Genomic DNA, 16,192 nt, shown 5'->3' on the forward strand with positions numbered 1-16,192 from the left:
AAAAAAAAACTTTTAATAAAAAAATCAATAAATTTTGCTATAATGAATTAAATTATTTAAATACAAGGAAGTTAAATGAAAAAAATTTTATTAACATCTGCATTATGTGCATCTATTATGTTCGCTCAAAGTGCACCAAGTAGTAACTATAGCTATGAAGTAACTCCTTTTGCTGCAGGAATTTTATCTGATAGTCAATCAAATCTTGCAAATGACAATTATGCAAATGCTGGTATTTCATTAGCTAAAAATTTAAAAGAATCTTTTTTAGACCAAGTTGAACTTGCAATTATGAGAAGTGATAGCCTTAATTATAAAGGTACAACAAATGGAAATACTAATATTAATAGAGTATTTTTAAATGCTGTAAAAAAATTACCATTAACTGAAAAATTAGCTGCTTATGGTTTAGTTGGTGCGGGATACCAAGATGTAACTCAAGAAATAAAAGATCATGATGATTCGGCATTAGTAAACTATGGTGTTGGATTAAGATATGATCTTCCATATTATGGAGTTGCTGTAAAAGGTGATGTAAGACACTTATTTGGATTTAATGACAAATCAAATGATGTAATGTATACACTTGGGCTTGCAATGCCTTTAGGTAAAAAATACTCAGAAAATATTGCTGCTAAAGTTCCAGTTATTGAAGAACCTGTTGCTGTTGTACCAGTTGTTGATGGTGATGATGATAATGATGGAGTATTAAACTCAAAAGATTTATGTCCAGATTCACTTCCAGGTGCAGTTGTTAATGAAAATGGTTGTGAAATTGATGATGATAATGATGGAATTGTAAACAGACTTGATAAATGTCCAAATACATCTCCTGGTGTTCAAGTTAATGAAGATGGTTGTCTGGCAACAATCAACTTAAATATTAAATTTGATACTATGTCTGATAAAATCAAATCTAGATACAATTCTAAACTTCAAGAGTTTGCAAATTTATTAAATGAAAATACAAACTTAAAAGCTACAATTGAAGCACATACAGATTCAAGAGGTTCTGAAAGCTACAACCAAAGACTATCTGAAAAAAGAGCTGCTTCAACAGTAAGATCTTTAGAAAAATTAAATATTTCACCTTCAAGACTTCAATCAATTGGATATGGAGAAACTCAACCAATTGCTACAAATGATACAGCGGAAGGAAGAGCAGAAAACAGAAGAGTTACAGGTTTAATTAACCAATAACAAACAATAATCTTCTAAAATATATAAGACTTAGATAAATTATCTAAGTCTTTATCTACACAGTAAAACTACTACTTTTAAAATTTAACAATAAACTTACAAAACTTTAGATATAATCGCGATAAATAATAGACATTAAGGATAATAACCTTGCAAGAAAATATTAGAAACTTTAGTATCATTGCTCATATTGATCACGGAAAATCAACACTAGCTGATAGAATTATTCAAGAATGTGGTTCAGTAGCCGATAGAGATATGTCAGCACAAGTAATGGATACTATGGATATTGAAAAAGAACGTGGTATTACAATTAAAGCACAAAGTGTAAGACTTGATTATGTAAAAGATGGTCAAAACTATGTTTTAAACTTAATTGACACTCCAGGACATGTTGACTTTTCTTATGAAGTAAGTAGGTCTTTAGCTTCATCTGATGGTGCACTTTTAATTGTAGATTCAACTCAAGGTGTAGAAGCTCAAACTATTGCAAATGTATATATTGCAATGGATAATGATTTAGAGTTATTGCCAGTTGTTAATAAAATTGATTTACCTTCTGCTGATCCTGATAGAGTACTAGAAGAAGTTGAAGAAGCTATTGGACTTGATTGTACAGAGCACAACTTAATATCTGCAAAAACAGGATTAGGTGTAAGAGATTTAATTGATTCAATTGTCGATAGAGTTCCAGCTCCAAAAGGTGATACAAATGCACCTACAAAAGCATTAATCTATGATTCATGGTTTGATAGTTACTTAGGTGCATTAGCACTTGTTAGAGTATATGAAGGAAGTATTAAAAAAGGTCAAGTTGTTCGTATGATGAATACAGAACATGAACAACAAGTATTATCTTTAATGTATCCTCATCCTTTAAAAAAACAACAAACTGATGAAATTAAAACAGGTGAAATTGGTATTGTAGTTCTTGGAATTAAAACTGTAGATATTATTGCAGTTGGTGATACAATTACAGATGCAAAAAACAGAACTCCTCAAGCTATTGATGGATTCGAACCTGCTAAACCTTTTGTATTTGCAGGAATTTATCCAATTGATACAGATAAATTTGAAGACTTAAGAGATGCCTTAGATAAATTAAGACTTAATGATTCTTCAATTTCTTATGAACCAGAAAGTTCAGCAGCACTTGGAAGTGGATTTAGAACAGGGTTTTTGGGTATGCTTCATATGGAAGTAATCAAAGAAAGATTAGAGAGAGAATTTAATCTTGATTTAATAGCAACTGCTCCAACTGTTGTATATGAAGTTTTAAAAGTTGATGGAGAAAAAATCTCAATTCAAAACCCTAGTGAACTTCCTATGCCAAATCATATTGATACAATTTTTGAACCTTATGTAAAAGCAACTATTTTAGTTCCTGATGAGTTTTTAGGAAATGTAATTAAACTTCTTAATGATAAAAGAGGTGTTCAAAATAAAATGGATTACATAGGTAAAAGAGTTTTACTAGATTATGATATTCCTATGAATGAAATTGTAATGGATTTTTATGATAGATTAAAATCTACTACAAAAGGTTATGCGTCATTTGATTATGAACCAATTGGTTTTAGACCAGGAGTTTTACAAAAACTTGATATTAAAGTTGCAGGTGAAGTTGTAGATGCATTATCTATTATTGTTCCAGAGAATAAAGCTTTATCAAAAGGTAGAGAGTTTATTAAAGCCTTAAAAGAATTAATTCCAAGACAACTATTTGAAGTAGCAGTTCAAGCTAGTATTGGAGCTAATATTATTGCAAGAGAAACTGTAAAATCAACAGGTAAAAACGTAACAGCAAAATGTTATGGTGGAGATATTACAAGAAAAAGAAAATTACTTGATAAACAAAAAGCTGGTAAAAAAAGAATGAAATCTATTGGAAAAGTAAACGTTCCACAAGAAGCATTTATGGCGGTATTAAAGATTTAATTCTTTAATACCCAAGCTTTACATTTATAGTAATAAATAGTATTATTATAAATGAAATGTTTAGCTTGTCATAATCTATGTTTTTCAATAATTTGTAAAACATGTCAAAAAAACTTACTCTCCCCCTCTTTTCATAAAAGAGAAATATCAAAAGATTTTTATAATTATTCATTTTATGCTTTTAGCGATATAGAAGATTTAATTCTTTCTAAATACTATTTTCACGGAGATAGAGTTTTTAATTTGTTAGCAAAACTCTCATTTGCTAAATTCTCTAAAAATTTTAACTATGATGAAAATATTATTGCAATTGCTATTGATGACCATACAAGGCATGAGTTTTCACATACTGCAATACTTAGTAAACATCTTAAATCAAAAATCATAAAACCTAAATATAATAAATGCAAAGCTAGAAATATTGTAAAATATGCAGGAAAAGACCAAGAGTTTAGAAAAAATAATCCTAGAGATTTTGAAATAAAAGATATTTCAAATCAAAACATCATACTTTGTGATGATTTAATCACAACAGGTAGCACAATACTTGAAGCAAAAGCAGCTTTAGAAAAGAAAAACAATAAAATCCTCTTTTCTTTAACCTTAGCAGATGCTAAACTTTAGTATAATTGCGTTTTAATAAAGGGATTAATGTGATAGGAATTATTGATTATAATATGGGAAACTTAGCAAGTGTTTATAATGCTTGCCATTTATTAGATGCTAAAGCTACAATTATTAAAGATCCAAACGACTTAAAAAACTATGATAGAATCATATTACCAGGTGTTGGAGCATATAAAGATGCTATGGAACACTTAAATGATACTGGTATGTATAGCGCTATTCATGAGTTTTCAAAAAGTGGAAAACCAATGATTGGTATTTGTTTAGGAATGCAACTTTTATTTCAAAGTTCACAAGAGTTTGGACATACTGATGGTCTTGGATTAATTGAAGGCGAAGTAATTAAATTTGATAAAACAAAAATGCATGAAGATTTCAAAATACCTCATATGGGTTGGAATACAATTACTAATAAAGAACATGCACTTTTTGAAGGTTTAAAAGACCCTTATCTTTATTTTGTTCACTCATATCACGCAGTAACAAAAGAAGAAAATATTATTGGAAAGACAACTTATGGTTATGATTTTGTAAGTGCTGTTAATAAAGATAATATTTATGGTTTCCAACCACACCCTGAAAAGTCTCATGATAATGGACTAAAAATTTTACAAAACTTTATGAAGATATAAAAAGAGGAATAATAAATTATGGATATTTTACCAGCGATTGATTTAAAAGATGGAAAAGCAGTAAGACTTAGTAAAGGTTTAATGGATAGTGCAAAAATCTATTCAGATGAGCCTTGGATGGTCGCTAAAAGATTTGAAGAATTAGGTTCTAAATGGCTTCATATTGTTGATTTAAATGGTGCATTTGCAGGAGAACCAGCAAACTTAGAGCAAATTAGAAAAATCAGAGAAAACTGTAATTTAAAAATTGAACTAGGTGGTGGTATACGAGATGAAGAAACTATTAAGATGTATATTGAACTTGGAGTTGATAGATTAATTTTAGGCTCAATTGCAGTTAAAGATCCACAATTTGTAAAAGATATGGCTTCAAAATATCCAATAGCAGTTGGAATTGATGCAATGAATGGAATGGTAGCAGTTGAAGGTTGGGCTGAAGTTTCTACTATGGAAGCTACAACATTAGCTAAAGAGTTTGCAAATGCAGGTGTAGAAGCTATCATTTGTACTGATATTTCAAAAGATGGAATGCTATGTGGTGTAAATGTAGAATTCACTGAATCAATTGCACTTGCATCTGGTATTGATACAATTGCATCTGGTGGAGTAAAAGATATCAACGATATAACAAACTGTAAAGAAAATGGAAACATTGCAGGTGTAATTGTAGGAAAAGCTTTCTATGAAGGTACACTTGATTTAGAAGAAGGTTTTAAGGCTCTTTAATGTGCCTTATTATCTCTATAATATTCTCATTTCTTGCATATACATTTTTTGAAGATGGTAATATGCAAGGCTTTTATATAAATATTTCTATTGCATTATTTTTTATTCTATTAATGCTTAGAAATATCCTCAAAACAAAAAAAGACAGAAACCAAAAATGAAAGAAAAACTTAGATTAAAATCAGAATCAATTTATGAAAAAATGATGAATGAAGAAGATGCAAGAGTTTGTAAAGCTATTGATGAAAAAGCTTGTAAAGTAGTTCCTGGAAATTTCTTTTTAACTATTATTAGCTATTTTTTTAATAAGCTTGCAGATTCAGTTGCTAATACAAAAGTAATCATTCCTTGGATTATGGAGTCCTTAGCAGTTCCACTATTTTTAATAAGTTTTTTAGTTCCAATTAGAGAATCTGGCTCACTTTTACCTCAACTTTTAATAGCTGCTTATGTAAGAAAACTTCCTATAAGAAAATATATTTGGAGTATTGGTGCTTTTTTACAAGCTTTGACAATGATTGGTATTGGAATAGTTGCTTGGAATATGCAAGGCCTTAGTGCTGGAATTGCTATTATTTTTTTAATTATACTTTTTAGTTTAGCAAGAGGTTTAAGCTCAGTTGCCGCAAAAGATGTACTAGGAAAAACAATACCGAAAACTAGACGTGGAGCTTTAAATGGTTACTCAGGAAGTTTAGCAGGAGTTTTAATTATAGGACTTGGTGTTTATTTTTTATTTGTAGGAGAGAAACCTTTTTCACCTCAAAACTTTGGAATACTACTATTTTGTGCAGGATTTTTTTGGATAATTGCAGGTTTAGTTTACTTAAAAATTAATGAATTTGAAGGTGAAACTGATGGTGGAGGAAATGCGATTAGTGTTGCTTTAAAAAAAATTAGCTTATTAAAGACAGATGAAAGTTTTAGACTATTTGTAATTTCAAGAGCTTTATTTTTATGTTCAGTTTTATCTGCTCCATTTTTTGTAATTTTAGCGCAACAACACTCTAATTCAAATAACTATTTATTAGGTTTATTTATTTTAGCTTCTGGACTTGCAGATTTTTCTTTAGGATTTTTAGTATTTATTCTAGCTACATTTTTTGAGAATATCTTCTCTATTATTTGGCTTATGCCTTTAATCTATTTTGTTTTAACTGTTGGGTATCAAGGTATAAGAATTGGAAGAAAAACTTATCTTGTAGATTTAGCAGGTGGTAATAAACGAACTGATTATGTAGCTGTTAGCAATTCAATTATTGGTTTTGTTTTACTATTTGCAGGCTTCATTGGGTTTTTAAGTTCTTTAATTGGTCTAAATGGAATTATTTTACTACTTTCTTTAATTGGTGTACTTGGAATATTTATGGCTTTAAAACTTCCTGATGTTACGAAAGAATAATTTCTCTTAATTATTTCTTAAAAATAAATAAATAATTTTATCTCCTAGCTTAATTATAGTAACTCTATGATATTATAATATATTAAGATAAGGAGTTACAATGAAGTATTTATTAATACTATTCATTTTTTTATTTTCAGCGCTTGCAAATAATAATAAAGAAATAAATCTTAATTTGACAGATAAAGAATTAGAATATTTAGAAAACAAGCCTATTATTAAAATAGCTTATGCTGATGTATTCGAACCATATATAATAAAATCATCTACAGGAAATATAAGAGGAATTATACCTGACGTATATAATCTTTTAAGCCAGAAGTTCAATTTAAAATTTGAATATCATATAGATGATTGGCAAACAACATTAAAAAATCTAAAAGATGGTAAAGTAGATGTAATTCCTTATATGAACTATACAATAGCAAAGAAAAGAGGCTTTTTAACTGCAACAACATTTGCTAATGGTTCATTAAGTATATATGCAAAAGATGATGAAAACGATAAAATAAACTCTATATCTGATTTAAAAGGAAAGAAAGTAGGATTTAATACTAATATAATTTTTTTACATAAAGCTTTAGCTAAATACAAAGACATTATTGATTTTACTCCAACTAAAACTTCTATTGACTCTTTTTATAAATTAGATAATGGCTCTTTAGATGCAGTAATATCTTTTAGCAGTGATAAATATCTACTTGCAGATTATGCTTTAACAAATATAAAAACAGCATATAATATAACAGAATTTTCACTTGATACAACTACTGCAATTAAACCAAATGATAAGCTTTTACAATCAATTATAGATAAAGCTATATCAACTTTAAATGCAAATGAAAAAGCAAAAATATTTAGTAAATATCTAGGAAACGATGATAAAGTATCAAGTCTTAATTTAAGTGGTGAAGAAAAAAAATATTTAGATTCGAAAGCTTTTCTTAGAACACAATTTGAAGATAAATATTTTCCATATTTATTTAAAGAAAATAATTTAAATAGAGGTTTTCTTGTTGATTTAATTAAAATAATTAGTGAAAAAATAGATAAAAAAATAGAGTATATTCCAATAGAAAATAAAAAAGAAGCAAAAGATATGCTTCTTAAAAATAAGCTTGATTTTGTAAGTCATTATATAAAAACTCCCCAAAGAGATACAGAACTTTTATTTACAGAAGAATCAATACTTGATACAAATATAGGATTAGTGTCTTTAAAAAATAAAAACTATACTTTTAATGATATTGAAAATAAAACAGTAAGTGTAGTAAAAGGTTATCATATTGAGAAAGTACTTAGAAAGTATTATCCTAATACAAAAATAAAGTTGCTTGATAATAATTTTGATTTAATTCAATCAGTAATAGATGAAACAAGTGACTTTGCAATATCAAATCAAGCAGTTTTAAAATATATAATTAATATAAATGAGCTTGAGAAAAAAGTTAATAATGTTACTTTAAATAACAAACATTTCTTCACAAGACTTACTTATATAGTTTTTAATAACTCAAACGAAATATTAAAATCAATATTTGACAAAGCCTTTTCTTCAATATCAGCGCAAGAAATGAATATTCTTTATGATAAGTGGTTTATAAAAACTCCAAAGAAATCATTTTTATCACAAGAAGAACAAAACTGGCTTAAAAATAATAAAAGTATAAGAATGTGTGCTAATCCAATTTGGGAACCAATTGGTTTTTATAATGAAACTGCTAAACAATATGAAGGTATTTCTATTGATACAATGAATCTTATTAAAGAAAAACTTAATAATAAAATTGAATTTGAATACATTCCTACAACTACATGGAAGCAAACTCAAGAGTTTTTGAAAGATAAAAAGTGTGATATCATCCCCATATTAGTAAAAAATGAAGAAAGATCTAAATATGCCCTTTTTACAAAGCCTTATCTTAATTATAGATATGCAATTCTTACAAAAGATGATAAACCTTTTGCAAAAGGCTTAGAAGATATTGTTGATAAATCAATCGCTAGAAAAGAAGGTTCTGCAACAATTACTCAAATATTAAAACAATATCCAAATACTAAAATCATTGAGACAGAGGATTTTCTTGATTCTCTAAGAAAAGTATCAAAAGAAGAGGCTTATGCTGCTTTAGCAATTTTGCCTACACTTTCATATAATGCAAGTCACTTTAATACAAAACATATCCAAATAGCAGGATATGCAAATATGGAAATGAATTTAAGTATTGCAAGTAGAAAAGATAAAATTATCCTTCATAATATTTTAGAAAAAGCCCTTTCTAAAATTACTAAAAAAGAGCATAAAGATATTCAAAATAAATGGATGGGAATTGAAATAAAAGAAGTAAAAACGAATAATACTTTTTATATTATAATTTCAATTATACTTTTATTATTAGCTTTTTATTATTTTTATAAAGACTTTAAAAGTAAAAAAGAATTAAAAAAGATAAATATTAAACTACTAAAATTTAATGAAAACTTAGAAGAAAAAGTAAGTGAACAAACAAAAGATTTAAAAAACCTTAACTTAAAGTTATCAATATCTAATGAGCAATTACAAACTACAAATCAAGAACTTCAAAATTCAAATGAAGAGCTTTTAATTACAGAAGAAGATTTACGTATTAGGCAAGTTGAGTTAATTAATCAGCATGAAAAAATTCTTGAACTATCAAAAATAAAAGCTCAGTTTTTAGCAAACATGTCGCACGAAATTAGAACACCTTTAAATGGAATAGTAGGTGTTACTAGACTTATGTTAGATGAAGGTGATGATCTTAAACAAAAGCATAAAGAACAACTAAAAATCATTCAAAAGTCATCAGAGATATTAACTAATATTGTTAATGATATATTAGATTACTCAGCCCTATCAACTGGAAATATAAAACTATTTGAAGAAGAGTTTTCACTTAGATCTATGATTGCTCATATTAAATCAATAACTGAGATAAATATAAAAGAAAAAGGATTAAAATATATAATTGATATAGATGAAGAAATACAAGAAAATGTAATTGGAGATGAATTTAGAATTTCACAAATATTAATGAATATAATAAGTAATGCTACTAAATTTACAAATAAAGGTTATATAAAACTAAAAATTAGGAAAAAAATTAAAAAGAATGGTGATAATGTTTTAAAATTCACTATTGTTGATACAGGAATTGGGATGAATAAAGAAGTTCAAAAATCTTTATTTAATTCATTTAATCAATCTGATCAATCAAATACAAGGGAACATAAAGGAACAGGTTTAGGGCTTTCAATTGTTTATCAATTAGTTAAACTTATGGAAGGTAAAATATCTACGCAATCTACACAAGGACAAGGAAGTACATTCTTTGTAGAGCTTTCATTAAAAAGTACTGGTATTGAAAATGATGTTAAAGAAATCCCTACTAGCACTTATTATTCTTTAACAAAAAGTAAAAAAGCATTATTTGTAGAAGATGATGAAATTAATCAAATTGTGATATCTGAGACATTAAAGAAGATTGGTTTTAATACTGATTATGCAATAAATGGAAAACAAGCAGTAGATAAAGTAATGGAAAATGAATATGATATTATTTTTATGGATATACAAATGCCAATTATGGACGGTTATGAAGCAACAAAAATAATACGTCAGAGTAATAAAAATATTCCTATTATTGCTTTAAGTGCAGGTGTTATGCCTAAGGATATCGATAAGTCATTGAAAGCTGGAATGAATATGCATATTGCAAAACCAATTGTTTATAATGAAATGAATGAGGTTTTAGATAAATACTTTAAAGTAGAAATTAAAGAATAAATATTAAGTTATTTAAAACTTCCTATACTTATGATTTACTAGCATCAGTATAGTGAAGTTCTAAACCGCTTGATGTTGCTACAAAACCATTTACATTAATTGTTCCATCATGTACTTGCTTGTGATGTTCTTTACATAAAGGAATAAGGTTGTATTTATGATTTGCATTTATATGCTCTATAAAACCTTCTTTATTTGCTTTTGCTTGCTCTTTTATGTGATGAACATCATCACAAGCTTTTCCACAAATTACACATGAACTTGCATACACGTTCTTATTGTATTTAGAAGTTTTTCTCATACTCAATCTTTCAATTGAATCATAGTCATCTGTTAGTTTTTTTCTAATATCATTTGCTACAGATAAAAACTCTTTATCCATATGTAAAGATTTTGCATACTCTAAGCCATACATAGAAGAACCACTTCCGTAAGCTAGTTTTCTATCAAAGATTAGCTTATCTTCATCATTGTTGTACATAACAGATAAATGAAGTGCAATAATATTTTTTAGTTTTTCAATATCTTCAATTTCAGGTAATTGATGTAAATGCGTTGCAAAAACAAAAATTGATTCAAGTTTTGAAAGCTTTAAAATTGAGCTTGCAACTATTGATAACCCACTCATTGTTTCAGTACTATGTGATATTTCATCACCTAAGATAAGTGATTTTTTCGTTGCACGATTGAATATATTTTTTAACTCAAGCATTTCAACTGCAAAAGATGATAATCCTTTTGCAATATTATCAGCTCCAGAAATTCTAGTATAAACAGCATCAAAAATTGAAAATCTCATAGATTTTGCAGGAACATAAAAACCAGCTTGTGCAAGAATTACAGCTATTCCTATTGCTTTCATAAGTGAAGATTTTCCAGAAGAATTAATACCATATAATAAAACACCATGCATTTTATTATTATTCATATTAACAGGGTTTGAGTTTTTAATGATTACATTATCTTTGTACTCTTTTGATGCAAGGGAGAGTTCACCTAAAATAATATCATTTGGTACATAAATACCCTGCTCTTCATTTGCTTCAATGATTGGATGTCTTAAATCAATTGCTTCAATAAAATTTTCATTATCTTTTGTTTTTACAATTTTAGGACAAACATAATTATATTTTTTTGCTGTTTTAATATTTGATACAGTTAAATCAACTTCTGCAATAAACTGCACTAACTCTTCTAAAAGTGTTGCAAACTTTTTTTCAAACTCTGTAATTTTTTCTTTAAATACAAGTTTATTTAATTCAATAATTTTTCTTAAATTATGTACATATTTATCAGAAACTTCTTCTGTTAATTTACAAAATATTTTCACAGAGTTTGTTTGAATTTTTATAGTAAAGTCTTTAAATAAAAGTAAATCATCATCAATAATAATATGAGAATTTAATAAATCTTCTTTGATTAAATTAAATCTATTTTTTGTTAAAGTTAAGAAAAAACCTTCTTTATCTAGTCTATTTATTCCTACAAAATTTGAGTCTTCACTGCTATTTAAAAAACCTAATATATGTTTTTTTAAAAGCTCTAATTTTGAATACAAAATATCATTTTGTGTATTTAGTTCATCAATTTTTGTATTGATTCCACCATTTACCATATTACCTTCAACATCTTTTAGCATATATTTACCACAAATTGATAAATCAAATGTAGAATCAATTGATTGAATAAATTGTTCTAATTGTGCACTTGTACAAGGTGGTTTAATAAACTTATAGTTTTCCATAAAAGAAACAACTTCTTTAATACTTAAAAGTGAATCATATAAATAGTTTAACTCAAAAGGATGTAAACGATTTAGTTTAATTCTTCTTGTTAATCTTTCAATATCATAAATATTTGCTAACTCATTTTCAATAGGAGCATGATAATCATACAACTCTTTTGAAAGTGCAAATCTTCGTAAGAGCTCTTTTGAATCTTTTACAGGATGCGTTAGCCTTTCTTTTAAAAGTCTTTTTCCCATTGCTGTTGAAGTGTTGTTTATTAGTTTTATTAAACTTGGATTATGTGATGTTTCAATTATATTTAATTGCTCAATTGCATTATTTCCTAAATAAATATATTTACTAATATCTAGTTTAGAAGGAAGCGATAATTTTTGAATAATATTAGAATCATGTCCTATTACAAAATCAATTAAAACACAAAGTGATTCAGTACTTAAAGGGACTCTTTCCATATCTAAATGCTCAATTGCTGTTAAAAGCGATTGAATATTGAATACATTTTTAAATAATTCATTTTGATAAGAAATTTTAGGTCTAAAAGAGGCAATATGAAAAGTTTTTAAAGATAATTCAAGATAATCAATTACCTCTTTTTGATTTATATTTTTATCTGCAAAGGTAATTATAACTTCATTAGTTTTATGCATATTCATATAATTAAATACCTCATCTAAGGCAAAAAACTTATCTTCACTAGTTCCATGAACTTCGTTGTAATAACACTTTCCGGTTGTTACATCAATTGCTGAATATCCAAGTAAATATATTCCTCTAATTTGGTCAATTAAAATTGAAGTAATATTATTTTCATCTTGATCTAATACAAAATCAAAATTTGTTCCAGGACTTACAACTGTGTCTAGATATCTAGTAACATTAGGTGGAATTCCTTTTTGTTTTATTAGTACTACTGTGTATTTTTGCTCTGATATTATTCGAGCAAGGTGTTTTTCAAGTGAAATTGCTGGAACCCCTGCCATTATAGGATTTGTAGGAGAGTTTTCTAAAATAGTTTTGTTTTTTCTTGTAAGTTGTATATTTAATAGTTCTGCAATCTCTTTTGCTTTACCTATTTGTTCTTCATCATTATTTACTTCATAAACTTCAAAGAATGTTCCTATTTCCATAAGAACTACGGTATTTTTACCATATTTCTTTTCAAACAATCTTTGTAATTTAAAATATGTAATTGTTAAAAGTGTTTTCCTGTCACTTAATATTTCTGCTACTTCTTCTCTCACTTTACTTTCTAACCCCAGTCCATTTTCTAATTAAACTTCTTTGTTCTTTTGTTAAATCTGCTTCAGGATGAAGCCAAATATAACTTGGTAGTGGCATTACTGCGTAAACCGTTCTATATATATCTTTTAGTTCTTTTTCTTTTTCTTCTTTTGTATATGTTTCCCACTGCGAGAAATTCAATGCATCTCTTCCACTATTTACATGTGAACTTATAATCCAAGAAGCAGGTGCAATTTTTGAGTACCAAGGCCATTTTACATTATCTGAATGACAATCATAACAAGACTGTTTTAAGATTGTATAAACTTCCAAAGGAGCTTTAATTTCATTATCTTTAACAATGGCTTCATTTGATTGCTCTGTTTGAATAAACTGCATTACTATAAATACAATTAAAAAAATAAGAAGTGTTCTTTTCATTTATATACTCTATTTTGTCATTAAATCATATGGTCTTTTTAATTCTTCAATAAACATAGAAACCGATATATTACGACCTTTTCTAAAAAACTCTTTTTTATCAAAAAATACCAACATTGTAGGTATAGAAAATACCGTAAAATGACTTGTAATTTCTTTATGTATATCTGTTTTAACTTCATAAGTTTCAAATAATGGGAAATTCTTTTTTATCTCTTCTTCAATTTTTGGTTTTAATACCTTACAAACAGAGCAGTTTTCACCAGAAAAATATACTAATACAGGAGCTCCTGTATTAATACTATTTTGTAGTTGTTGAAGGTTTTGTACTTGCTTCATTATTATCCTCATGTTCTTCATCTAAACAAGAAATTGGTTCATCTTTATTTAGGTTTACTTGATAAGCTTGTTCTTTGAAAATATCTTCTTTTGATAAAGAGATACCTTTCATATGTGTTAATGGGAAGGCAAAGGCAATACCTTTTCCACTTGTTGTAATATGTAATGAATGTATAATTTGTTTTACAACTTCATTTACTAAATATTTTGGAAGTAAGAACAATAGTAAAGTATCATTTGCTTCAAAAGATGTTCTATAGAAATTTGCCATTTCTTCAAGCCCAATTCCATCAGCTCTTAAAACAGTAACACCTGATGCTCCTGCTTTATGTGCTGCTTGAATTGCATCAAGTTTTTTATCAACAGGAACTATTACAACAACAGCTGAAAACTCTAAAGATAATGAGTGTCTTGTAGTTGAACCATCAATATTAACAGTTGCTAAGTCCATATTCTCAGCATCAGCTAAATTATCATGAAGTAAATCTTCTTGTTCAATTTGAGTATCTGATTTAACACCAAATTTCTCAGTTAAAATTCCATATACCATAACAGTAATCATTGGAAATAATGAAGCAAAAGCAATAAGACCAAAACCATCAATAAGTGGACTTCTTCCTTCAATATTAGTTGCTAATCCAATACCAAGGGCAGCTACGAGAGGAACTGTTACAGTTGAAGTTGTAACTCCACCTGAATCATAAGCAATTGGAATTATATATTTAGGAGCTATAAAAGTAAGAAGAATAACAATTAAGTATCCAACAATAATGTAGTAGTGAATATGACCACCATCAACAATTCTAAATGCACCTAAAGCAATACCAATAGCAACACCAAGTGCTACGAATAATCTTAGTGCAAAATCATTGATTTTACCATCTGAGATATCTTTTGCTTTTTTTGCAATTGCCATAAGTGCTGGTTCTGCCATAGTTGTAGAAAAACCAATCGCAAAGGCAAATGCATAAATTACAAAAACAGAATCTCTTTTTGTTAATTGATAAGCCATTGTCTCACCAAGTGAGAATAGACCCATTTCAAGACCTAAAATAAAGGCATATAATCCAATAATAACAAGTGCAAAACCTAAAAATACTGTTTTAAGATTTTGAATAGGTTTTTTTAATACACCATATTGAAAGAAAAGTATAATTGCTAAAATAGGAATTACATCTTTAATTACTGATACTATTCCATAAAGAACAGATTCAAATGTAATATCTGTAGGTGAAGAAATAGCAGCTTTAACTACAACATTTGCAACATCTTGAGCATCAACTAAATTATATACTGCAATTCCATAAATTTGTACAAATATCATAGGTGTTAATGAAGCAAAAGCAATAAGACCAAAACCATCAATTACAGGATTTCTTCCTTTAATATTTGAGGCAAGGCCAATACCAAGAGCTGCAACTAAAGGTACTGTTACAGTTGAAGTTGTAACTCCACCTAAATCATAAGATAATCCAATAATTTCAGGAGGTGCAAAAAAAGTAACAGTAACTACTAAAATATATCCAGCAATGATATAGTAGTGAATAGGATGACCTTTAATAATCCTAAATACACCTAATAAAATTGCAAAACCAACTGAACCTGCAACTACAAATCTAAGAACACTTGCATCAATTCTTCCACTTGAAATGGAAGCTGCTTTATCTGCAATTACAGCAAGTGCAGGTTCTGCTATAGTGGTACCAAAACCAATTAAAAAACCAAATATTAAAATCCAAGTTGTCCATCCCGATTTAGCAAAATCTCTTGCCAATCCTTCACCAACTGGGAAAACACCAATTTCTAGACCTTGTAAGAATATTGCAAGTCCCACACCTACAATACCTAAACCAATTGCAGTATTTACCCAACCTTCTGGTACGGCTTGAATAATTGCTAATTGGAAAAATAAAATCACAACAATAATTGGAATTAAATCCCTAAAAGATTCTCTTAAAAGTTTTAAAAAGAAGTTAAACTGCATCATATAACTATATGTCCTCCATGTTATTCTAGATTATTATTTAATCTAGCTAATATAGATATTATAGCCTTTTTTTGATAAGAAATTGATTTGTGTCAAGTTATTTATAAAGTAGAGAAACTCTACTTT

The 16,192-nt window shown here is 27.7% G+C and carries 12 protein-coding genes; 8 read left to right on the forward strand and 4 right to left on the reverse strand.

What is annotated here, in order from left to right:
* The first annotated feature begins 75 nt into the window (after positions 1-75).
* The 8 genes from D3Z07_RS06740 (at position 76) to D3Z07_RS06770 (ending at position 10,330) form a co-directional block, all read left to right on the forward strand.
* Complete coding sequence (locus tag D3Z07_RS06740) at positions 76-1,200, forward strand: OmpA family protein (protein WP_122893390.1); 1,125 nt, start codon at positions 76-78, stop codon at positions 1,198-1,200.
* Between the two features lie 150 nt (positions 1,201-1,350).
* Positions 1,351-3,138 carry a translation elongation factor 4 gene (lepA, locus tag D3Z07_RS06745; RefSeq protein WP_122893391.1) on the forward strand — a complete coding sequence of 596 codons (1,788 nt, stop codon included), beginning with the start codon at positions 1,351-1,353 and terminating at the stop codon, positions 3,136-3,138.
* A 51-nt stretch (positions 3,139-3,189) separates the two neighbouring features.
* On the forward strand, positions 3,190-3,762 hold the full coding sequence (locus D3Z07_RS06750) for a ComF family protein (RefSeq protein ID WP_122893392.1): 573 nt from the start codon (positions 3,190-3,192) through the stop codon (positions 3,760-3,762).
* Positions 3,763-3,791: 29 nt separating this feature from the next.
* A complete protein-coding gene (gene hisH, locus D3Z07_RS06755) occupies positions 3,792-4,397 on the forward strand; it encodes an imidazole glycerol phosphate synthase subunit HisH (protein ID WP_122893393.1) in 606 nt (201 codons plus the stop codon).
* Between the two features lie 18 nt (positions 4,398-4,415).
* Positions 4,416-5,123, forward strand: coding sequence for a 1-(5-phosphoribosyl)-5-[(5-phosphoribosylamino)methylideneamino]imidazole-4-carboxamide isomerase (gene hisA, locus D3Z07_RS06760; protein ID WP_122893394.1), 708 nt, complete (start codon positions 4,416-4,418; stop codon positions 5,121-5,123).
* Positions 5,123-5,284, forward strand: coding sequence for a protein YpmT (ypmT, locus tag D3Z07_RS14420; protein WP_407641341.1), 162 nt, complete (start codon positions 5,123-5,125; stop codon positions 5,282-5,284). Before hisA ends, ypmT begins: the two co-directional genes overlap by 1 nt.
* Positions 5,281-6,525 (forward strand): MFS transporter, encoded by a 1,245-nt coding sequence (locus tag D3Z07_RS06765; protein ID WP_122893395.1) that lies wholly within the window; start codon positions 5,281-5,283, stop codon positions 6,523-6,525. Before ypmT ends, D3Z07_RS06765 begins: the two co-directional genes overlap by 4 nt.
* Before the next feature lie 100 nt (positions 6,526-6,625).
* The gene (locus D3Z07_RS06770) at positions 6,626-10,330 is read left to right on the forward strand and encodes a transporter substrate-binding domain-containing protein (RefSeq protein ID WP_122893396.1); all 3,705 of its coding nucleotides are present in this window, start codon (positions 6,626-6,628) and stop codon (positions 10,328-10,330) included.
* 28 nt (positions 10,331-10,358) lie between these two features.
* On the opposite strand, the gene D3Z07_RS06775 is transcribed toward D3Z07_RS06770, so the two are convergent.
* From D3Z07_RS06775 to D3Z07_RS06790, 4 genes are read right to left on the reverse strand one after another with little or no spacing between them, the layout of a single operon-like run.
* Entirely contained in the window at positions 10,359-13,319 is a 2,961-nt protein-coding gene (locus tag D3Z07_RS06775) for a MutS-related protein (protein WP_122893397.1), read from the reverse strand.
* 1 nt (position 13,320) lies between these two features.
* On the reverse strand, positions 13,321-13,740 hold the full coding sequence (locus tag D3Z07_RS06780; RefSeq protein ID WP_122893398.1) for a heme-binding domain-containing protein: 420 nt from the start codon (positions 13,738-13,740) through the stop codon (positions 13,321-13,323).
* A gap of 9 nt (positions 13,741-13,749) precedes the next feature.
* Positions 13,750-14,079 (reverse strand): thioredoxin family protein, encoded by a 330-nt coding sequence (locus tag D3Z07_RS06785; RefSeq protein ID WP_122893399.1) that lies wholly within the window; start codon positions 14,077-14,079, stop codon positions 13,750-13,752.
* Entirely contained in the window at positions 14,042-16,066 is a 2,025-nt protein-coding gene (locus D3Z07_RS06790; protein WP_122893400.1) for a DUF1538 domain-containing protein, read from the reverse strand. Before D3Z07_RS06790 ends, D3Z07_RS06785 begins: the two co-directional genes overlap by 38 nt.
* Between the last annotated feature and the right edge of the window lie 126 nt (positions 16,067-16,192).

It is taken from the genome of Arcobacter peruensis (assembly GCF_003711085.1).
Classification (GTDB): domain Bacteria; phylum Campylobacterota; class Campylobacteria; order Campylobacterales; family Arcobacteraceae; genus Poseidonibacter; species Poseidonibacter parvus.